Source organism: Dysosmobacter sp., from assembly GCF_052306735.1.
Lineage (GTDB): Bacteria > Bacillota > Clostridia > Oscillospirales > Oscillospiraceae > Oscillibacter.
The window spans coordinates 57942-77184 of the sequence record NZ_DAWBAJ010000008.1 but is presented as its reverse complement, the minus strand read 5'-3'; the positions used below and the strand labels follow the sequence as shown (position 1 = coordinate 77184).

Annotated in this window: 20 protein-coding genes and 1 other annotated feature; of the genes, 5 read left to right on the top strand and 15 right to left on the bottom strand. The window is 61.2% G+C overall.

Annotated elements, in window-relative coordinates; genetic code table 11:
* The 3 genes from ACT67G_RS03905 to ACT67G_RS03895 all read right to left on the bottom strand — a co-directional run.
* The coding region (locus tag ACT67G_RS03905; RefSeq protein ID WP_443663060.1) for a CD1247 N-terminal domain-containing protein at positions 1-328 on the bottom strand (328 nt) is incomplete at its 3' end.
* Positions 329-409: 81 nt separating this feature from the next.
* Complete coding sequence (gene efp / locus ACT67G_RS03900; protein ID WP_325245865.1) at positions 410-979, bottom strand: elongation factor P; 570 nt, start codon at positions 977-979, stop codon at positions 410-412.
* A gap of 143 nt (positions 980-1122) precedes the next feature.
* Positions 1123-1635, bottom strand: a complete 513-nt coding sequence (locus tag ACT67G_RS03895) for a YqeG family HAD IIIA-type phosphatase (RefSeq protein WP_443663059.1) — start codon at positions 1633-1635, stop codon at positions 1123-1125.
* 72 nt (positions 1636-1707) lie between these two features.
* Here ACT67G_RS03895 and ACT67G_RS03890 point away from each other — a divergent pair, with 72 nt between their 5' ends.
* Positions 1708-2475: a hypothetical protein gene (locus ACT67G_RS03890; RefSeq protein WP_326216414.1), complete on the top strand. Its 768-nt coding sequence runs from the start codon at positions 1708-1710 to the stop codon at positions 2473-2475.
* A 52-nt stretch (positions 2476-2527) separates the two neighbouring features.
* Here the strand turns inward: ACT67G_RS03890 and rpsU are convergent, their stop codons facing one another.
* The 11 genes from rpsU to smc form a co-directional block, all read right to left on the bottom strand.
* Positions 2528-2710, bottom strand: a complete 183-nt coding sequence (rpsU, locus tag ACT67G_RS03885) for a 30S ribosomal protein S21 (protein WP_021750944.1) — start codon at positions 2708-2710, stop codon at positions 2528-2530.
* Between the two features lie 185 nt (positions 2711-2895).
* Complete coding sequence (gene leuS, locus ACT67G_RS03880) at positions 2896-5322, bottom strand: leucine--tRNA ligase (protein ID WP_443663058.1); 2427 nt, start codon at positions 5320-5322, stop codon at positions 2896-2898.
* A 106-nt stretch (positions 5323-5428) separates the two neighbouring features.
* Positions 5429-5662 (bottom strand) — a binding site (T-box leader).
* Positions 5663-5874: 212 nt separating this feature from the next.
* The gene (rsfS, locus tag ACT67G_RS03875; protein WP_325245857.1) at positions 5875-6237 is read right to left on the bottom strand and encodes a ribosome silencing factor; all 363 of its coding nucleotides are present in this window, start codon (positions 6235-6237) and stop codon (positions 5875-5877) included.
* Positions 6238-6284: 47 nt separating this feature from the next.
* The gene (locus tag ACT67G_RS03870; protein ID WP_443663057.1) at positions 6285-7838 is read right to left on the bottom strand and encodes an LCP family protein; all 1554 of its coding nucleotides are present in this window, start codon (positions 7836-7838) and stop codon (positions 6285-6287) included.
* 7 nt (positions 7839-7845) lie between these two features.
* On the bottom strand, positions 7846-9036 hold the full coding sequence (gene nadD / locus ACT67G_RS03865; RefSeq protein WP_325245853.1) for a nicotinate (nicotinamide) nucleotide adenylyltransferase: 1191 nt from the start codon (positions 9034-9036) through the stop codon (positions 7846-7848).
* Positions 9037-9073: 37 nt separating this feature from the next.
* Positions 9074-9403: a ribosome assembly RNA-binding protein YhbY gene (gene yhbY, locus ACT67G_RS03860; RefSeq protein ID WP_325245851.1), complete on the bottom strand. Its 330-nt coding sequence runs from the start codon at positions 9401-9403 to the stop codon at positions 9074-9076.
* Between the two features lie 22 nt (positions 9404-9425).
* Entirely contained in the window at positions 9426-9647 is a 222-nt protein-coding gene (locus ACT67G_RS03855; RefSeq protein WP_443663056.1) for a hypothetical protein, read from the bottom strand.
* A gap of 24 nt (positions 9648-9671) precedes the next feature.
* Entirely contained in the window at positions 9672-10268 is a 597-nt protein-coding gene (locus ACT67G_RS03850) for an XTP/dITP diphosphatase (protein WP_443663055.1), read from the bottom strand.
* Entirely contained in the window at positions 10268-10990 is a 723-nt protein-coding gene (gene rph / locus ACT67G_RS03845; protein WP_325245845.1) for a ribonuclease PH, read from the bottom strand. Before rph ends, ACT67G_RS03850 begins: the two co-directional genes overlap by 1 nt.
* Positions 10991-11035: 45 nt before the next feature.
* Positions 11036-11914 (bottom strand): signal recognition particle-docking protein FtsY, encoded by an 879-nt coding sequence (gene ftsY / locus ACT67G_RS03840; RefSeq protein WP_325245843.1) that lies wholly within the window; start codon positions 11912-11914, stop codon positions 11036-11038.
* 106 nt (positions 11915-12020) lie between these two features.
* Complete coding sequence (smc, locus tag ACT67G_RS03835) at positions 12021-15584, bottom strand: chromosome segregation protein SMC (RefSeq protein WP_443663054.1); 3564 nt, start codon at positions 15582-15584, stop codon at positions 12021-12023.
* Positions 15585-15775: 191 nt separating this feature from the next.
* Between smc and ACT67G_RS03830 the strand changes: the two genes are divergently transcribed.
* The 3 genes from ACT67G_RS03830 to ACT67G_RS03820 are packed head-to-tail and all read left to right on the top strand — an operon-like array spanning position 15776 to position 17365.
* Positions 15776-16012 carry a DUF3343 domain-containing protein gene (locus tag ACT67G_RS03830; RefSeq protein WP_325245839.1) on the top strand — a complete coding sequence of 79 codons (237 nt, stop codon included), beginning with the start codon at positions 15776-15778 and terminating at the stop codon, positions 16010-16012.
* Between the two features lie 43 nt (positions 16013-16055).
* Positions 16056-17159, top strand: coding sequence for a YedE family putative selenium transporter (gene yedE, locus ACT67G_RS03825; protein WP_443663053.1), 1104 nt, complete (start codon positions 16056-16058; stop codon positions 17157-17159).
* 2 nt (positions 17160-17161) lie between these two features.
* Positions 17162-17365 (top strand): sulfurtransferase TusA family protein, encoded by a 204-nt coding sequence (locus tag ACT67G_RS03820; protein WP_325245835.1) that lies wholly within the window; start codon positions 17162-17164, stop codon positions 17363-17365.
* A 156-nt stretch (positions 17366-17521) separates the two neighbouring features.
* On the opposite strand, the gene ACT67G_RS03815 is transcribed toward ACT67G_RS03820, so the two are convergent.
* On the bottom strand, positions 17522-18229 hold the full coding sequence (locus ACT67G_RS03815; protein WP_325245829.1) for a ClpP family protease: 708 nt from the start codon (positions 18227-18229) through the stop codon (positions 17522-17524).
* A 205-nt stretch (positions 18230-18434) separates the two neighbouring features.
* On the opposite strand from ACT67G_RS03815, the gene proB reads away from it, so the two are divergent.
* Positions 18435-19238: a glutamate 5-kinase gene (proB, locus tag ACT67G_RS03810; protein WP_325245828.1), complete on the top strand. Its 804-nt coding sequence runs from the start codon at positions 18435-18437 to the stop codon at positions 19236-19238.
* Positions 19239-19243: the final 5 nt, after the last annotated feature.

Genomic DNA, 19243 nt, shown 5'->3' with positions numbered 1-19243 from the left:
AATAGATGGTCTCCTCGCAGGTGGGGCAGGTGGTGGCGTAGCAGTCCTCGTCCTCGTCCAGATCGTCGTACTCGTACTCGTCGTCGAAGTCCTCATCCTCGTCATCCTCGCCGAAGACAACGTCCTCCACGTCCTCCAGATCATCGCTGACAGCGTCCAGGCCATCGGCCAGCTCCTGCTGGCTGTCCTTCATGTCCTCGATCTCCAGGGCCATGTCGTCCAGGATGTCGATGATGGCAGAGAGGAGCTTTCCCTCCTTCTTGCCGGTGTCCAGCTCCATACCTTCAGCCAGGCCTTTCAGATAGGCGACCTTCTCAGTAATTTCCATGATAATGGCTCCTTTCCTTTCAAAAAAGTAGCATGTTTCAGATATTCCAAAGGGGGGACTGTTGTCCCCCCTTCTTGGCAGTTACTCCTTGCAGCGGCCCAGATACTCACCGGTACGGGTGTCGATCTGGATCTTCTCGCCCTCGTTGATGAACAGAGGCACCTTGATGACAGCGCCGGTCTCCAAGGTCGCGGCCTTGGTGACGTTGGTGGCGGTATCACCCTTGACGCCGGGCTCGGTCTCGGTGACCACCAGATCCACGAAGTTGGGCACTTCCACAGAGAACACGCTGCCCTTGTAGCTGAGCAGAGAGCACATGGTGTTCTCCTTGACAAACTGGAAGGCATCGCCCAGAACTTCCTTGTTCAGGGGAACCATATCAAAGGTCTCAGGATCCATGAAGTAGTACAGGTCGCCGTCGTTATAGCTGTACTCAGCGTTCTTGCGCTCCACAGCCACCTGCTCGAACTTGGCGCTGGGGTTGAAAGCCTCCTCACGGACGGCACCAGTAATGACGTTCTTATACTTGGTACGCACAAAAGCGGCGCCCTTGCCGGGCTTGACGTGCTGGAAGTCCACCACCAGCATGGGCTTTCCTTCCATCTCAAAAATCATTCCCTTGCGAAAATCGCCGGCAGTAATGGTAGGCATAGTTTTCCTCCTCACAAATCTACGAGAAAACGACCTGCGGGAGGGCATTTTCTCAATATTTCCTTCTCACGAAATTTACCTAGGATATTTTATCCTATGTTGTCCATGAATGCAAGTATTTTTCGGTCTTCCACCGCTTTTTTTCACCCAATTTTCGCCAAGCGGCGGCGGCAGGCGGCCTTAAAGGGGGCCTGCAGGGCGTGGAGCACCTTCTGCCAGGCCGTCACTGCCCCGCCGGCAGGCTCCACCATCAGGGCCAAAACCCCGGCTCGATGGGCTGCCAGGACATCGGTGAGTAGCTTGTCTCCCAGCATGGCGGTGTGAACCGGATCCGTTCCTGCCCGGGCCATGGCGGCCTCCAGTCCCCGGGGGCTGGGCTTTCCCGCGTGGCCCTGGTAGCCCACGCCCAGCTGGGCGCAGAATTCCGTCACCCGCCGGCCGGAGCGGTTGTTGGAGACGATCATCAGCCGGATCCCCGCCTCCTGCAAAGACGCGATCCACGTCCGCAGCGCCTCGTCCGGCTGGCGGACGCTCTTGGGAGCCAACGTGAAGTCCAGATCACTGAGCAGCAGCTCCACCCCCTGTCCGGCCAGCCACTGGGGCGTGATATCCTGATAGGATTCAAACAAATGGTTTGGGATCAGAGAAACGGGCATAAGCGGCTCCTTGTCTGCATAGGTTGCTTTTAGTATAACAGGCAAAACATCAATACACAAGGGGGAGATGGCTTGCAGCTTTTCTTGTCTGTCACGGCGGCCCAGACCCAGGAGGCCTCCCGCTATACCCGGGCTCTGGCCCACAGATCCTACCGGATCGGGCCGGAGTCCACGCTGCTGCGCCAGAGCATTCTCTTACAGACCCGGGGCGGGCTGCTGTCTGTCAGCAGCCAGGAATCCCCCCGGGTGGAGGATCCGGAGGCCCTGTGCGCCGCCGTTTTGCGGGAGTGCAGCCGCCGGGGATACAGCGGTGCCGTGCTGGATTTCCAGGTACCCATCCGCAGTGATCTGGAGCGTTTTGCCGGGCAGCTGTCCCGCACCCTCTCCGCCAACCGCAGGGCCCTCTATGTACCGGAATCCTACGCTCCGGCCGCACCGGGTGCCATTGTCCTGATCTCCACCGCCCTCTCCGGCGGCAGCCTCCAGGAGCGGCTGCGGGACGCCCTGCAGCAATACTCCGGCCGGGCGGCGCTTCTGGTGGAGCGGGTGCGCATGGACTTTACGCTGCCGGCCCGCACCGGCGAGGGGACTCCCCTCACCGCTCAGGAACTGGAGGCGCTGATGGAGCGGGAATCCCCGTCGGTCTTCTTCTCCCAGGATCTGTGTGCCCGGTATTTTACATACACCCAGGGCGGACAGGGACACTTTGTCCTCTTTGACGACGGGGAGACCATCGCCCACAAGCTGCGCACCGGGACGGCCCTGGGATTTTCGGCGGCGTTTTTGTGCGTCTCCCAGGTGCAGGATCTGCTCCCCTCCCTGTTTCCCCGCAGATCGTAGCCGCAAAGCATGAAAAAAGGCTGTGCCGGATGGGCACAGCCTTTTTCAATGATCAATAATAGCGCTTCTTGTTCTTGCGAGCAGCCTCAGACTTCTTGCGACGCTTGACGCTGGGGCTCTCATAATGCTCTCTCTTACGGACCTCGGCAATCACGCCAGCCTTGGCGCAGCTGCGCTTGAACCGCTTCAGGGCGCTGTCAATGGACTCGCCGTCCTTCACATGGATCTCAGACATCTATATTTCCCTCCCTCCGAGGTATCCGGCTCAATCCAGGATACTTTAAGGGCCATAAAACAATGGCTTTAACAAATGCATTATACAGACCTTACGGAAGGATGTCAAGAGAATTCGGTGAAAATTTGTGCTTTTGGTTTTCCACAATCAGAAAATCCGCAGAGCTATCCCGGTAAAAAGTGAATTTACTGGGGCTTTACAATCAGGTTCACCAGCCGGTTCTTCACCAGAATGGTCTTGGCCACCTTCATGTTTTCCACAGCCTTGGCAACCTTCTCCACCTTCAGCGCGGCATCCACCACGGCGGCCTCCTCGCTGTCGGTGGGCATGGAGATGGTGCCCTTGAGCTTGCCGTTCACTTGGACAGCCATATCCACCGTGGCAGCCACGGTCTTGCTCTCATCGGCCACGGGCCACTGGGCCTGGCAGCACATCTTGCCGGTCTGGGCCGCAAAGCCCAGGTTCTCCCACAGCTCCTCCGTAATATGGGGGGCAAAGGGATTGAGCAGCAACAGCAGGTACTTCATATCGCCCCGGGTGCAGCCGTTGGCGGAGAGCTCATTGACCATGGTCATCATGGCGGCAATGGCGGTGTTCATCTTCAGGGAATCGATGTCCTCGGTGACCTTCTTGATGGTCTTGTGGATGATGGCCTCGTTAGCAGGGGTCACCTCATAACTCTCAGCAGCGTTCTCCGCCAGGTTCCACACACGGTCCAGGAACCGCTTGGAGCCCTTGACGGCATCGTTGGACCAGGTAGCGGCCTTCTCAAAGTCGCCGATGAACATGATATAAAGCCGCATGGTGTCGGCGCCGTACTGCTCCACGATGTCGTTGGGGTTCACCACATTGCCCCGGGACTTGGACATCTTCTCGCCGCCCTCACCCAGGATCATGCCGTGGCTGGTGCGCTTGGCATAGGGCTCCTTGGTGGGCACCACGCCGATGTCATAGAGGAACTTGTGCCAGAAGCGGGAGTAGAGCAGGTGCAGCGTGGTGTGCTCCATACCACCGTTGTACCAGTCCACGGGAGACCAGTAGTCCAGCGCCTCCTTGGAGGCCAGGGCCTTGTCGTTGTGGGGGTCCATATAGCGCAGGAAGTACCAGGAGGAACCGGCCCACTGGGGCATGGTATCCGTCTCACGCTGGGCAGGGCCGCCGCACTTGGGGCAGGTGGTGTTGACCCAGTCGGTCATCTTGGAGAGGGGGGACTCGCCGGTATCGGTGACCTCGTAGGAGTCCACCTCCGGCAGCAGCAGGGGCAGCTGATCCTCCGGCAGAGGCACCCAGCCGCACTTGGGGCAGTTCACCAGAGGGATGGGCTCGCCCCAGTAGCGCTGGCGGCTGAAGACCCAGTCACGGAGTTTGAAGTTGGTCTTGGGGCGGCCGATGCCGTGCTCCGTCACCCACTTCTTCATGGTGGGGATGGCCTCCTTGACGGTCAGGCCGTCCAGGAAGCCGGAGTTGACCATGATGCCGGTGTCGTCCTTGAGGGTAAAGGCCTCCTTGGTGATGTCGCCGCCCTTGACCACCTCGATGATGGGCAGGCCGAACTTGGTGGCAAACTCCCAGTCGCGCTGGTCGTGGCCGGGCACGCCCATGACGATGCCGGTGCCGTAGCCCATGAGGACGTAGTCGGAGACAAACAGGGGCACCTGCTTGCCGCTGGCGGGGTTGATGGCCTCAATGCCCTCCAGGCGGACGCCGGTCTTTTCCTTGTTCAGCTCACCGCGCTCAAAGTCGGACTTGTGGGCCGCCTCGTCAATATAGGCTGCCACGGCGTCCCAGTTTTTGATCTGATCCTTCCACTGCTGCAGATAGGGATGCTCCGGGGAGATGACCATGTAGGTAACGCCGAAGAGGGTATCGCAGCGGGTGGTGTAAACCGTCAGCTTGTCGCCGTTGGTGGCGGTGAAGTCCACCTCGGTACCTTCGGACCGGCCGATCCAGTTCTTCTGCTGGATCTTCACACGTTCAATATAGTCCAGATCGTCCAGATCGTCGATGAGACGGTCGGCGTACTTGGTGATAGCCAGCATCCACTGGCTCTTCTCCTTGCGGATGACCTCACCGCCGCAGCGCTCGCACACGCCGTCCACGACCTCTTCGTTGGCCAGGACGATCTTGCAGCTGGTGCACCAGTTGACGGGCATGGACGCCTTGTAGGCCAGGCCCTTCTTGAACATCTGCAGGAAGATCCACTGGGTCCACTTGTAGTAGTCTGGATCGGTGGTGTTGACCTCCCGGTCCCAGTCGAAGGAGTAGCCCAGCATATGCAGCTGCTTGCGGAAGTTCTCAATGTTGTCGTGGGTCACCTTAGCCGGATGGATATGGTGCTGGACGGCGTAGTTCTCCGTGGGCAGGCCGAAGGCATCATAGCCGATGGGGAAGAGCACATTGTAACCCTGCATCCGCTTTTTGCGGCAGATGATGTCCATGGCGGTGAAGGGCCGGGCATGGCCCACGTGGAGGCCCTGTCCGGAGGGATAGGGGAACTCGATGAGGCCGTAGAACTTCTCCCGGGTCTTATCACCGGTGACGGCAGCAAAGGGCTTCTCCTCCAGCCACTTCTTCTGCCATTTCTTCTCGATGCTGCTGAAATCGTACTTCATGGTGTCTCTCCTTCATTCTTTTGAATGATCTCTTTGCTCTTTTATATCCAAAAGCGTCATTTCCCACACAGGTATCCAGCGTAAAAATACGCCCCTGACCTGCACGGTCAGGGGCGTCGAAACGCGTTACCACCCTGATTCAGCTGTCCGTCACCGAACAGCCCTCACCGGCCCCAAAGGCCGCGGCAGATAACGGTGCCTGCCGTCCCGCCCTACTGCAAATCCGTTCAGGCGGAAAACTCCGGGAACAGTCATCCACGGAACGCCCCCACCGGCTCACACCAGCCGCCGGCTCTCTGAAGGCGGGAAATTCCGTCTTTCTTCCCTTCAACGTCGTTAACGGCACTATTTTATGAGTGCCGTGCCATTTTGTCAAGAGGAACCTAGGGAAAAGTCCCTGAAACCGCCGGAATCCCCGTCCGCAGGCCGCCCGTTTCCGGCTTCTTCCCATTCCCACGTCCAGGCGGCTCGCGGAAGTCTTAATGCGGCTTGGTCAGCCGCAGGGATACCGGTGAAAAACCGTCCCGGCCACAGGGCCGGGACGGTTTTCATTCAGTCTGCAGTCAGCACGCCGGTCAGGTCCACCGGGGTGCCGTCGCTCCACAGCCGCTCCAGGGAGTAGAACTCCCGGGCCTCCGGGGAGAACACGTGGACGATGACGCAGCCGTAGTCCAGCAGGACCCAGGTACCGTCCCGATAGCCCTCCCGGCGCATGGGATCCTCCCCCGCCTGCTCCTTCATGGCCTTTTCCACAGCGCCGCACAGGGCATTGATCTGGGTATTGGAACTGCCTGTGGCGATCACGAAGTAATCCGCCAGCGTGGTCTGCTCCGTCACCTGAATTGCGGCGATCTCCCGCCCTTTTTTCTCGTCCAGCGCCTTGACGGCGATCATCGCCAGTTCTTTCGGTGTCATGGCCGATTCCTCACTTTCTTTTTGATACAAATGCAAAATACCGTCTTTTATGCCGCAGGAGCCGGTTCGATGACGGAAAAGCCCGGATCAGTGGTGGTGGGCGTCTGCTCACTGGCGCCTGTTCCGCCGGAAGAAGCACCGCCGGTCTCACCGGAAGCCGCGCCGGAGCCGGTTTCGCCGGAGCTCTCGCCGCCCTCCTGGGGCGGGGCGGTGGTCTCACCGCCGGTCTCTCCGCCGGTGGTTTCGCCGCCGGAAGTCTCTCCGCCGGTCTCCGGCGGAGTCGTGGTCTCACCGCCGGTGGTTCCGCCCTCCGCGCCGGTGTTGGGGAGCGTCTCCCCGGTCTCCGTGCCAGTCTCGGTGCCCGTCTCTCCGGTCTGGGTATCGGCGGGCTTTTGGGTCTGGGAGGAGGTGTTGGTCTTTACAGGCGGCTTTGCTGCCTTGGAGTCCTCCACATGGCCGGTGGTAGACCCGATAGATCCATCGGAATTCACATACATGATATCCAGGTCACTGAGAGTAAATACCTCTTTGAAGGGGCTCAGATCATTGTTCACCAGCTCCAGCAGCTCATCTGCAACGGGCACCACATAGGAGAGGTTCTGGCCATAAGACCGGCTCCAGGCGGAAACGCCCTTATAGGGCATGGTGACAAAGTTGACATTTTCCACCTTCAGTCCGCCGAAAATAGCCTGCTGGGCAAACCATAAAATATTCTGGAAAGAGAGATCCGTGGTAACGTTCTCCTGGAATACCTTGGCGAACTGGCTGATCTTGGTGACGTTCTGAATCTGGAGCATCTGCTCGATGACAGCCTTCAAAAACGCCTGCTGGGTCTCGATCCGGCCGATATCGCCGTTGGCATAGCCGTTCTTGCCGTCCCGGAACCGGACCACACCCATGGCCTGTTCGCCGTTGAGCTTCTGGTAACCCTTGCTGATGTGGATGGACAGATCCTGGTAGGGATCCTCATAGTCCATATCCCGGGGCACATCGAAGTACACGCCGCCCATGGCGTCCACGATCTCGCCCACGGCCTCCCATTCCACCACCACCTGGTAATCGGGCTCGAAGCCCACCAGCTGGGCGATCTCCTGGTACAGGGCCTTGATGCCCTTTTCCCCGCCGCCGTACGAATTATAGACGGAGTTGATCTTCTTCACGTCCCAGCCGACATTCACCATGGTGTCCCGGGGAATGGACATGACGGTGGCCTTCTGGTTGGTGACGTCATAGGAGGCCAGCAGCATGGTATCCGTGTTGCCGCCGCCGCCGGTATCCCGGCCCAGGATCAAAACCGTGTAGTAGTCCTCGCTTTTCCGTTCGCCGTCGCTGCGGGGGCGGACGCCGTCGCCGTAATCCAGCTCTTCCTCCTCCTGATCGTCACTCTCTTCCTTTTTATTGTCCAAATTCGGGCGGACAAACAGGCTCTGGCAGGCCACCACCGCCGCCAGCACCACTGCCAGCAGCACAGCAATGGCTATCAGGATCTTCTGCTGCCGGGTCAGGCGGCTCTTTCTCTTTTCCTTTGGGGCTTTCTGATTTTTCTCTTTTTTTTGCAGCCGGCTTCCACCCGCGTGCTGTTCATCTTTATGTCTATCCAATGTCTTTCTATCCTTTCAGCGCGTCACGGGCCTCCACCGTGGCCCGATGGACGGGATTTCCCATTTCCGTCATTTCCTGAATACTCATGTCCAGGCCCAGCAAAAGGCCCTTGTCCAAATCTTCATAGCATACTTTTCGCAGTTTGTCTACCCCCGGAAAATCCCGGGAGGGCTCGATATAGTCCGCCAGATAGATAATCTTTTCCAGAAGCGTCATGTTGGCATGGCCGGTCGTGTGCCACCAGATGGCGTGATAGATCTCCTCATCCACCCCGAAGACATCCCGGGCGATGGCCGCTCCGGTCTTGGCGTGGAGCAGCTTCAGCGCCTTTTGCTCCAGCTCATCCAGTTCGATGCCGTAGTGACGGCACAACGCCAGCTGCTCTTCCATATCCAGCTTCTTGGTGCAGTCGTGGAGCAGCGCCGCCACCCGGGCCTTCTCCACATCGCCGCCGTAGCGCTCCGCCAGGCGGATGGCCTCCTGCTCCGTGCCCAGCACGTGAGGGATGCGCTTATACTTGAGATAGCTCAATGCCACCGGGCGCAGCTGGGAAAGGGTGAGATGCTTCAGATCCGCCTGGACACCGTAGAGCCCTTTCCGGAGAATATAGCCGTACACTGCCGGAGGCAGGGCCGCTCCACCCTTTCCTGTCCGCAGCTCGTCCCGCAGCTCCGTGGAAGAGACATCCACCACACCGGGAATGGTCAGGGTGAAGATCCGGGCTCCAGGGAATGTGCGATAAAGATAGTCCCGCTGTACGGAGAACAGCTCCTCCGTGTCCTCTTCGGTGCGGCCGAAGGCAGCGATCCCCGCCAGGGAGAGGATCCGCTGGGGATCGTGCCAGGCCTGGAGGGTCAGGAACATATCCGTCCCCATCAGCAGCCACAGCTCATCGGCCGGGTACATCCGGCGGATCTCCTCCAGGGTGTCGGCGGTGTAGCTCTTTCCCTCCCGCTTCAGTTCCAGATCCAGCACCTGCACCCGGTCTCCCAGACCGGTCTGCTCCCCGGCCAGGCGGGTCATCTCCAGCCGGTCCTGGGCGGAGGGGGAGTTCTCCGGCAGAGCCTTGTGAGGCGGCAGCCGGTCCGGCACCAGCAGCAGCCGGTCCAGCTTCAAAAGTTCGAACACCGCCCGGGCTGCCGTCACATGGCCCAGGTGGGGCGGGTTGAACGTCCCGCCGTAGATTCCGATTTTCATAGTCCTACCTTCTTTTGGAATGCGATGGCATCCGCTGTCACAGGGGGCGCTTTTTGGCCGGCTTCACCAGCTGGATGCGCTTTTCCTTGGGCTTGGAATGGCTCTCCCGGTACAGTACGAACCTGGTGCCGATGACCTGCACCACCTCGGAACGGGTGGCCTTTGCCAGCTCCTCGGCAGCCAGACGGGCGTCATACTCCAAATTATTGTCCAGAACCCGGCCCTTGATGAGCTCCCGGGCCTCCAGGGCATCGTCCGCCTGCTTGATGAGGTTTTCCCCGATGCCGTCCTTGCCGATGTGGAGGATGGTATCGATGCCGTTGGCCAGGCCCCGCAGCTGGGAGCGCTGTTTGCTTGTCAGTTCCATGTATACTCCTTTGTCCCGGAAATCACTCCGGTCGTTTTGATTTTTCGTCCTGCCAGGAGGACTGGCGCAGCTTCTCCATAGACTCCTCCGCGATCCATTCCTCTGTATAGCCGCAGCTGCGGCAGACATACCGCTGAATTTTGGCGTTGGTAAAAAAGCCGATGGGAAAGGAATTGTACAGCCCCGGCTCCACCGCCAGCAGATCCGTGCCTCTGCATTTAGGGCAGCGTCCTGTGGTCTTCATGGCGCTCTGCTCCTTATCAGACGTTTATTTCCCCAAATAAGTTGCAAGTTTTTCACAAAAAGCTTTCAATGCCTTTCCCCGGTGGGAAATCTCGCTCTTTTCCTCCGCCGTCAGCTGGCCGAAGGTCTTGCCCTTCTCCGGCACCAGGAACACCGGATCATAGCCGAAGCCGCCAGTTCCCATGGGGGCAAAGGCGATGGCGCCGTCGCAGCGGCCCTCCGCCGTCAGGGTATCACCGCCCGGGAACGCACAGGCGATGGCGCAGGCAAAGTGGGCCGCCCGGGTGGTCTGTCCCCGCATGGAGTTCAAAAGCAGCATATACCGTCCCCGGTCATCCAGCTTCTCCCCGCCGTATCGGGCAGAGTACACCCCCGGGCCGCCGTTCAGGGCATCCACGCACAAGCCGGAGTCGTCGGCGATGGCGGGCAGGCCGGAGGCCTCGCAGATAGCCTTAGCCTTGAGCATGGCGTTTTCCGCGAAGGTGGTGCCCGTCTCCTCCACATCCACGGTGACGCCCACGTCTGCGGGGCTCACCACCTGGATGCCGAATTTGGAGAGAATGTCGGACATCTCCCGGAGCTTGCCGGGATTATGGGTGGCCAGGACAAATTTCTCCGCCATCACAGCTTCCCTCCTAAAATCTCCTTCTGGATAGCCAGCAGCTCCCGGTTGCCCTTGGCGCAAAGGCGCACCAGCTCCTGCTGCTCCGCCAGGGTAAAGGAGCGGCCCTCGCCGGTACCCTGGAGCTCAATGAGCTCACCCAGCTCGTTCATCACGCAGTTGAGATCCACTTGGGCCCGGCTGTCCTCGCTGTATTGCAGGTCCAGCAGCGCCGTGTCGTCCACGATACCGGCGGACACGCCGGTGACAAAGTGCCGGATGGGGCTCGCGGCCAGCACACCGTCCGCCACCAGCTTCCGGCAGGCCAGGGCCAGGGCGATGAATCCACCGGTAACGGAGGCCGTGCGGGTACCGCCGTCTCCCTGGAGCACGTCGCAGTCGATGGTGATGGTGTGCTCCCCCAGCTTTTCCATATCCACGGCGGCCCGGAGGGACCGGCCCACCAGCCGCTGGATCTCAGCGCTGCGGGGGCTGAGCTTGAGCTTCGCAATGTCCCGCTTGCTGCGCTCCCGGTTGGCCCGGGGCAGCATGGAGTATTCTGCCGTCACCCAGCCGGTGCCCTCCGGCACATGGGGCGGGGTGCGGTCCTCCACGCTGGCGCAGCAGAGGACCTTGGTGTCGCCGCACTCGATGAGGCAGCTGCCCTCGGCAAATTTCACGAAATCCGTGGTGATCTTGATGGGGCGCAGCGCATCAAACGCCCGCCCGTCCTGTCTTATCATACTCCACACGCTCCTTATTGAATCTGAAAATCAGAAAAATCCCGCTTAAATGATGGCCTCCACATAGCTGCGGGCGTCGAAGGGCCTGAGATCCTCGATGCCCTCGCCCACACCGGCGAACTTCACCGGCACGCCCAGCTCCCGGGCGATGGCGATGACGATGCCGCCCTTGGCGGTGCCGTCCAGCTTGGTGAGGACGATGCCGGTAAGGCCCGCCGTCTCCTTGAAGGTCCGGGCCTGGATGAGGCCGTTTTGCCCCGTGGTGGCATCCAGCACCAGCAGCGTCTCCCGGGCGCAGCCGGGGCACTCCCGGTCGATGATCTTGGAGAGCTTGGCAAGCTCCGCCATGAGGTTTGCTTTGTTGTGGAGCCGTCCGGCGGTATCGCAGAGGACCACGTCCACATGCCGGGCCTTGGCGGCCTGGAGGGCGTCGAAGAGCACGGCGCCGGGGTCGGCGCCCTCGTGCTGGCGCACCAGCTCGCAGCCCGCGCGCTGCGCCCAGATCTCCAGCTGATCGGCAGCGGCAGCCCGGAAGGTGTCCGCCGCGCACAGCAGCACCCGCTTGCCCTCACGCTTGAGCTGATGGGCCAGCTTTCCGATGGAGGTGGTCTTCCCCACGCCGTTGACGCCGATAAAGAGCACCACGCTGGGCTGGGTGGAGAGATCCAGTTCCGTGGCACCCTCCTCCGTGCCCATCATCTCCACCAGCACGTCCCGCAAAGCGGCCTTGACCTCCTCCTGGTCATGGAGCTTCTCCTTGCGCACCCGCGCCCGCAGCTGCTCCACCGCTTCCAGGGCGGTGTCCATGCCCAGATCCGCCAGGATCAGCGTCTCCTCCAGCTCCTCGAAAAAGGCTTCGTCCGCCTCGGTGAAGCCAGAGAACAGGTTGGTGGTGATTTTTTTCAGTTTGTCAAAAAAGCCCATAGTTGCCTCCAAAAGTCGGAATGAAAAACGGGGGATTCTGTCCCAATCTCAAAGGTTTTCACAGTGTTTGCAGTGTCTTCCGGGATAAAGCCCAGGCGTCACCACGTTATTTGATCTTCAGCTCCTTGGCCATGTCGTTCAAATTGATGGTCAGGATCTTGCTGACGCCCTGCTCCTGCATGGTGACGCCGTAGAGGACATCCGCCTCCTCCATGGTGCCCCGGCGGTGGGTAATGACGATGAACTGCGTCTTCCCCGCCAGGGTGCGCATATACCGGGCATACCGGGTGACGTTGGCGTCGTCCAGGGCAGCCTCGATCTCGTCCATGACGCAAAACGGCGTGGGATGAACCTTCAAAATGGCGAAGTACAATGCAATGGCCACAAAGGCCTTCTCACCGCCGGAGAGGAGGGAGATGGTCTTGAGGGTCTTTCCCGGGGGCTGGGCCTTGATCTCAATGCCGCAGCCCAGGATATCGTGCTCATCCTCCAGCTCCAGCCTGGCGGTGCCGCCGCCGAAGAGCTCTTCAAAGGTGGTCTGAAAGCTCTCGGAAAGGAGCTGGAACTGCTGGGCGAAGATCTCCGTCATCTGGCTGGTGATCTCCTCAATGATGCCCTCCAGCTCTCCCTTGGCCTTTTCCACGTCGTCCCGCTGATCGGAGAGGTAGGTATAGCGGGTGTTGACCCGGTCGAATTCCTCGATGGCGCCGATGTTGGGAGTCCCCAGCGCGGCGATATCCCGCTTGAGCTCCCCGATGCGGCGGTTGGCCTTAGGCAGGCTCTCCAGCTCGATCCGCTGGGCCTGGGCATCGGAGTGGGAGAGCTCGTAGTGCTCCCACAGCCGGTCCAGGATCTGCTTTTCCTCCATGGCGGAGGTGGCCATCTTCTGCTCCAGGCGGGAAGCCGCCCGCTCCAGATTCAAAAGGTTCTCGTTCATCTCCTGCCCCGCCCGGTTCTTGGCGGTGCGCTCGGCCTCCAGGGCGATCTTCTCCTGGCTCAGGGCCATCAATCGCTCCTGCAGGGCCTGGCCCTGCTGCGCAAGCGCGGCAAGGGTCTCCTGCCGCTCGGCGATTTCCTCCCGGGCCGCGGCGATGGAGCGCTCATACCCCCGGAGGGTCTCCTCTTTCTGTGTGCGGTCTCCGGTGAGATCCTCACACAACTGCCGGAGATCCGCGGCGCTGCGGGCGGTAGCCTCCCGCTCGGCCGCAAGGGCCGCCAGATCGGACCGGCCGGCGCTGATGCTCTCCGTCAGCTGCCCGGACTTGGCCAGAAGTTCCGACTGTCCGGAGAGGACGGCCTCTGCCTCTGCCCGGAACCCGGCAGCAGCAGCTTCCTGCGCCGTCACCGTCTCCTCCGCCGCCTTTGCCCGCGCTTCGTTGTCTCCCAGTCGGCCTGCCAGGGCTTCCTCTTCCCCGGTAAGGTTATCCAGATTCTCCCGCAAAGAGGCCAGCAGAAGATCAAAGTGGTTCTTCCGGCCCTCCAGCCGCAGCACCTCGTCCTCCGCCTGACGGCGCTGGCCCTCGGCGGTCTCCAACTCGTAGCGGGCAGCGGTAAGCTCCCGGCCCGCAGCCGCCTCCTCTTTTTTGGCTTCCTCCAGCTGTCGGTGCATCCCGTCAGCCTTGGCCGCCAGCTTCTCCAGCTCCGCCGCCCGGCTCAAAACACCGGCTGAGCGGCTGGTGGAGCCGCCGGTCATGGAGCCGCCCCGGTTGATGACCTGGCCATCCAGGGTCACGATGCGGAAAGCGTTGCGGTACTTGCGGGCCATGGCGATGCCGCAGTCCAGATCCTCCACCACCACGGTGCGGCCCAGAAGACTGTGAAAGATATTGGTGTATTTTTCATCAAAGCGCACCAGCCGGGAGGCCAGGCCCACAAAGCCGAACTCCCGCTCCACGCTCTTGTCCCGCAGGTCCTCGCCCCGGATGGCGGTAAGGGGCAGGAAGGTGGCCCGTCCGCCGTCCCGCTGCTTCAGATAACCGATGGCGGCCTTGGCGTCCTCCTCCCGGTCCACCACGATGTTCTGGAGGCCCGCCCCCAGGGCGATCTCAATGGCCAGGGTGTACTGGCTGTCCGTCTTCATCAGGTTGGCAACAGGCCCGTGGACGCCTCGCAGAGAACCTGCCTGGCACACCAGCCGCACGGCCTTGGAAAATCCCTCGTACTCCTTTTCCATCTCCGTCAGCAGCCGGATGCGATTGTCCATTGCCCCCACGTCCATGGTCAGCTGGACCCGCTTCTCCGCCGCTGCCGCAGCCTTTTTCTCCCGCTCCGCCATGCGCAGGTTGTGTCCCGCGATGATGTTGCCCACAGCTTGGGCCTCGTCCCGGGCATCTTCCAGCGCCCGGCGGTTGTCCCGTGCCTCCTGCTCCGCCTGGGCCAGCTGTACCCGGGTATTCTCCAGGTCGGTGGCCAGAGTGGTGCGGCGCTCCGTGATCTGGCCGTTTTCCGCATCGATGGCGGCTTTTTCCGCCCGGGCGTCCGCTGCGGCGGAAAGTGCCAGGGCCTCCTTGGCCCGCAGCGCCTCCGCCTCCGCCTGGGCGCCGCCCGCCTGCTCCGAGGCCTCCCGTGCCTTTTCCAGCAGGGCCTCCACCTGTTCGTTGAGCCGGGCGATCCGGCCGTCGATCTCGGCGATCCGCTCCTCCTGCTCCTGGGCCTGCTTGGCAAGGCCGCCGGTGCGGCTCTCCGTCTCTGCCAGCTCCTGGGTGGCCCGGCGGATATTCTCCTCATGGTGGGCAATGGTGCTCTCCAGCACCGCCACGGCGCTCTCCTGCTCCTTGGCCTTGCCGTCCAGCTCCGCTGCCTGGGCCCGGACAGTCTCGGACTCCATGTCCTTTTCCTGCATCCGCTGCCCATACTGCTCCCCCTCGGCATAGAGGGCATCCAGCGCCGCACGGGCCTGGTCCCGCTCCGCCTCGGCGGCGTGGAAATCCGACTCCAGCTTCCGCTGTCCCACCTTCAGGGCATCCAGATTTTCAAGCCACACGGAGATTTCCAGAAGGCGCAGCTCGTCCCGCAGCACCAGATATTTCTTGGCCTTTTCCGCCTGGTCCCGCAGGGGCTCCACCTGCATCTCCAGCTCGGCGATCTTGTCGTTGATGCGCACCAGGTTCTCCTGCGTCCGCTCCAGCTTCCGCTCGGCGTCCTCCTTGCGGTGGCGGAACTTGGAGATGCCTGCCGCCTCCTCGAAGATCTCCCGGCGCTCGCCGCTCTTGGCGGAGAGGATCTCATCGATCTTGCCCTGGCCGATGATGGAGTAGCCCTCCCGGCCCATGCCAGTATCCATGAACAGCTCCGTCACATCCTTGAGCCGCACAGACTGGCGGTTGATGTAATACTCCGACTCCCCGCTGCGGTAGTACCGCCGGGTGACGGCCACTTCAGACTCCTCCATGGTGGGAAAGATATGCTCCGTATTGTCGATGACCAGCGTCACCTGGGCAAAGCCCACCGGGGAGCGCCGGGCAGTGCCGCCGAAGATGACATCCTCCATCTTGGCGCCCCGGAGACCCTTGGCGCTCTGTTCGCCCATGACCCACCGGATGGCGTCGGAAATGTTGGACTTGCCGGAGCCGTTGGGGCCCACGATGGCGGTGATATCCTCGCCGAAATTCAAAACGGTCTTTTCAGGGAAGGACTTGAATCCCTGGATCTCCAATGCTTTTAGATACACGTTTCCACCTCTGCCGGCCAAATAGCCGCTAAACATACGATAACTAATTTAATATATCAGAGGAATGCCGGTATTTCAAGGAAAAATCCGTAAACTTCCAGGTTTCGTGATACTCAAAATAGATCTCGCAATTTCTTTTTTTACGTGTTATTCTTTTAAAAGAACAACGATGCCAAGAGGGGGAATCTTCTATGCGGGAGAAGCAGCCGCGGCTGGTGGTGACCTTTCACACCACTGCCGGCGCCATTGCTACGGAGCAGCTGTGCCGCCGGGAACAGCTGGAGGGGAAGCTGGTCTCTGTGCCCAGAAGCATCACCTCGGACTGCGGCATCGCCTGGTCCTCTCCGCCGGAGCTGCGCAGCGCTTTGGAAACCGCTCTGCAGGAGGCCGGGATCGAACCGGCCGGTTTCCACACCTGCCTGCTCTGATCCCCGGATCGGCGGAAGAAACTGTGTGTAAAGGAGTCTTTTCATGAGAAAAAATCGCTGGATCCAAGAATACGGCCTCATCGTCCTGACGGGCGTGGTGGTAGGCCTGGCGGCGCTGATCCTCACCGCCGCCGGCAACCCCAAGAACATGGGTTTTTGCATCGCCTGCTTCCTGCGTGACATCGCAGGCGCCCTGGGCATGCATTCCAGTGCCAACGTGCAGTACATCCGGCCTGAGATCATCGGCATCGTCCTGGGTGCCGCCATTGCCGCCGCAGCCACCCGGGAATTCCGGGCCAAGGCCGGTTCCTCCCCTGCCTGCCGGTTTGTGCTGGGATTGTTTGTGATGATCGGCGCCCTGGTATTCCTGGGCTGCCCGCTGCGCATGGTGATCCGCCTGGGCGGCGGTGACCTTACGGCGGTGGCAGGCCTGGTGGGCTTCCTGGCCGGCATCCTGGTGGGCATTTTCTTCCTGCGCCGGGGCTTTTCCCTGGGCCGGGCCTATCCCGTCCGCCAGGGGGAGGGAGCCATCCTCCCCGGCATCATGGTGGTGCTGCTGGTGCTGCTGCTGGCCGCGCCCAGTCTGTTGAAGTTCTCTGAGCAGGGTCCCGGCTCCATGCGGGCGTTCTGGGCTGTCTCCCTGATTGCCGGACTGGCGGTCGGCATCTTCGCCCAGCGCAGCCGCCTGTGCATGGCCGGCGGCCTGCGGGACGCCTTCATGCTCCGGGACTTCAAGCTGCTCTCCGGCTTCCTGGCCATTTGGATCACGATCACCATCGGGAACCTGATCCTGGGCAGCTACAACCTCTCCGCCCTCTCCCAGCCCATTGCCCACAGCCAGTACCTCTGGTCCGCCCTGGGCATGGCCGTGGTGGGCTGGGGCTCCATCCTTCTGGGCGGCTGCCCCCTGCGCCAGCTAATCCTGGCTGGTGAGGGCAACGGCGACTCCGCCGTCACCGTGCTGGGCATGATTGTGGGAGCCGCCATCTCCCACAACTTCGGCCTGGCCGGCACCGCGGATTCCGTGGCGGAGGACGGCACTTACATCGTAGGCGGCATCGGCACCGCCGGCATGGCGGCGGTGGTGATCGGCTTTGTGGTCCTGCTGGCCATTACCCTGACACATCTTCCGAAAAAGGAGCGTTGATTATGATTGATACCCGTGGTCTTTCCTGTCCCACCCCCGTCATTATGGTGCAAAAAGCGCTGCGGGAGGGCGCAGCCCTTCCCCTGGAGGTTCTCTCCGACAGCCGCGTGTCGGTGGAGAACATCACCCGCTTTGCCCACTCTCAGGGCTGCCAGGTCACCGAGGCAGCTGAGGGTGCGGATTTCAAGCTGACTTTGAGCAAATAAAAAAGTTACGGGAGGCGGATTGTTCCGCCTCCCGTAACTTTTACGTTTCCTCCCAAAAGAGCTCATCCAAAGTTTTGTCCAGTACGTGGCAGATGGCCGGATTCACCGCGATGATTCCTGTAAAAAAAATGCCGCGGCGTACGCCGCGGCAATGGGTCACTCCCCGGTCTTCCGATGCTGTTCAATCTGCCGGTACAAACATGCCAGGCCGTCGGAAAGGCCTCCCACAGCGTCAATGATGCCCCGCTGCACCGCTTCTTCCCCATATAGGACGCTGCCCACATCGGCGGCCATGTCGTCCTTTTTCAGCATGAGCGCCTCAAACTCCTCGGCGCTGATCTGGCTGTGGCGGGCCACGAAATCCACAATCCGGTCCTGGAGCCTCTGGAAGTAGCTGTAGGTCTGGGGAGCGGCGATGACCGTGCCGTTCATGCGCACCGGATGGATGGTCATGGCTGCGCTGGGCACGGCGAAACTCCGCCGTGCCGCCACCGCCAGCGGCACGCCGATGGAGTGGCTGCCCCCCAGGACGATGGAGACGGTGGGCTTGGTCATGCCGGCAATGAGCTCTGCAATGGCAAGGCCTGCCTCGATATCGCCGCCCACAGTGTTCAGCAGAAACAGCACGCCGTCCACCTCACTGCTCTCCTCCAGCTTGGCAAGGAGGGGCAGTACATGCTCATATTTTGTGGTCTTGGTGCTGGAGCTGGCGGTCATATGCCCTTCGATCTGGCCGATAATCGTCAGGCAGTAGACGCTGCCGTGGGGGGTGCGGGTCAGGGCAGAACCGAAATCCACAATCTGCTCCCGCTCCTCCCCGCCGTCCTCCTGGCCGGGATTGGCAGGCTTGGTGTGTTCACTCATGGAAACTTCCTCACTTTCCGGGTGTGTTTTTCACAGTATCTGCGCTTTTCACAAAATCTACCCGTCTGCCGCTCTTTCTTTTTTCGGGAAATATGATATACTGATTTATCATCTTTCCATCTGTTTTACTCCGGGCCCGGAGCTTGGTTCTGGGTCCTCACCGGAGGCGATACCCCAAAACCCTGTTTTCAGGAGGAGACAAACCATGACAGCCAACAAACAACGCATTGTGGTGAAGGTGGGCACCTCCACCCTCACCCACGACTCCGGGGCACTGGATCTTTGGAGCATGGAGCACCTAGTCCGGACGCTCTCGGATCTTCACGGAGCCGGGAACGAGGTGATCCTGGTGACCTCCGGCGCCATTGCGGTGGGCACCGCCAAGCTGGGCCTTGCCGAGCGCCCCAAGGAACTGCGGATGAAGCAGGCCGCTGCTGCCGTGGGCCAGTGCCGGATGATGCACATTTACGATAAGCTCTTTTCCGAGTATAACCGCTCCGTGGCCCAGATTCTGCTGACCGGAGACGACGTGGACGACCCGGACCGGGCGGAACACCTCTCCGGCACCTTCTCCGCCCTGCTGGAAATGGGGGTCATCCCCATCGTCAACGAAAACGACTCCGTCTCCTCGGCAGAGATTGAGACGGGCCGCCACAAGGTCCTGGGCGACAACGACACCCTCTCCGCCATCGTTGCCAAACTCTGCCGGGCGGACCTACTGGTGCTCCTCAGCGATATCGACGGCCTCTACGACGCAGACCCCAAGACCCATCCGGAAGCAAAACTTCTCCACCAGGTACGCCAGTTGACGCCGGAGATCCTGGAAATGGCCGGCGGTGCCGGATCCTGGCGGGGCACCGGCGGCATGGCCACCAAGCTCTCCGCCGCCCGCATCGCCATGAGCGCCGGGTGCGACATGGTCATCACCAACGGAAAGCGCACAGAAGATCTGTACGGCATTGCCCAGGGAGCCGACATCGGCACCCGCTTTTTGGCAAACCATGCATAAGGAGG

Coding starts and splice junctions, on each gene's coding strand:
- yedE (WP_443663053.1), top strand. CDS start 16,056: ATGAGAAAAAATCGCTGGATCCAAGAATACGGCCTCATCGTCCTGACG.
- ACT67G_RS03830 (WP_325245839.1), top strand. CDS start 15,776: ATGCGGGAGAAGCAGCCGCGGCTGGTGGTGACCTTTCACACCACTGCC.
- proB (WP_325245828.1), top strand. CDS start 18,435: ATGACAGCCAACAAACAACGCATTGTGGTGAAGGTGGGCACCTCCACC.
- ACT67G_RS03895 (WP_443663059.1), bottom strand. CDS start 1,635: ATGCCCGTTTCTCTGATCCCAAACCATTTGTTTGAATCCTATCAGGAT.
- ftsY (WP_325245843.1), bottom strand. CDS start 11,914: ATGGGCTTTTTTGACAAACTGAAAAAAATCACCACCAACCTGTTCTCT.
- rpsU (WP_021750944.1), bottom strand. CDS start 2,710: ATGTCTGAGATCCATGTGAAGGACGGCGAGTCCATTGACAGCGCCCTG.
- nadD (WP_325245853.1), bottom strand. CDS start 9,036: ATGAAAATCGGAATCTACGGCGGGACGTTCAACCCGCCCCACCTGGGC.
- ACT67G_RS03815 (WP_325245829.1), bottom strand. CDS start 18,229: ATGAGTGAACACACCAAGCCTGCCAATCCCGGCCAGGAGGACGGCGGG.
- ACT67G_RS03820 (WP_325245835.1), top strand. CDS start 17,162: ATGATTGATACCCGTGGTCTTTCCTGTCCCACCCCCGTCATTATGGTG.
- rph (WP_325245845.1), bottom strand. CDS start 10,990: ATGATAAGACAGGACGGGCGGGCGTTTGATGCGCTGCGCCCCATCAAG.
- ACT67G_RS03850 (WP_443663055.1), bottom strand. CDS start 10,268: ATGGCGGAGAAATTTGTCCTGGCCACCCATAATCCCGGCAAGCTCCGG.
- ACT67G_RS03855 (WP_443663056.1), bottom strand. CDS start 9,647: ATGAAGACCACAGGACGCTGCCCTAAATGCAGAGGCACGGATCTGCTG.
- yhbY (WP_325245851.1), bottom strand. CDS start 9,403: ATGGAACTGACAAGCAAACAGCGCTCCCAGCTGCGGGGCCTGGCCAAC.
- efp (WP_325245865.1), bottom strand. CDS start 979: ATGCCTACCATTACTGCCGGCGATTTTCGCAAGGGAATGATTTTTGAG.
- leuS (WP_443663058.1), bottom strand. CDS start 5,322: ATGAAGTACGATTTCAGCAGCATCGAGAAGAAATGGCAGAAGAAGTGG.
- rsfS (WP_325245857.1), bottom strand. CDS start 6,237: ATGACACCGAAAGAACTGGCGATGATCGCCGTCAAGGCGCTGGACGAG.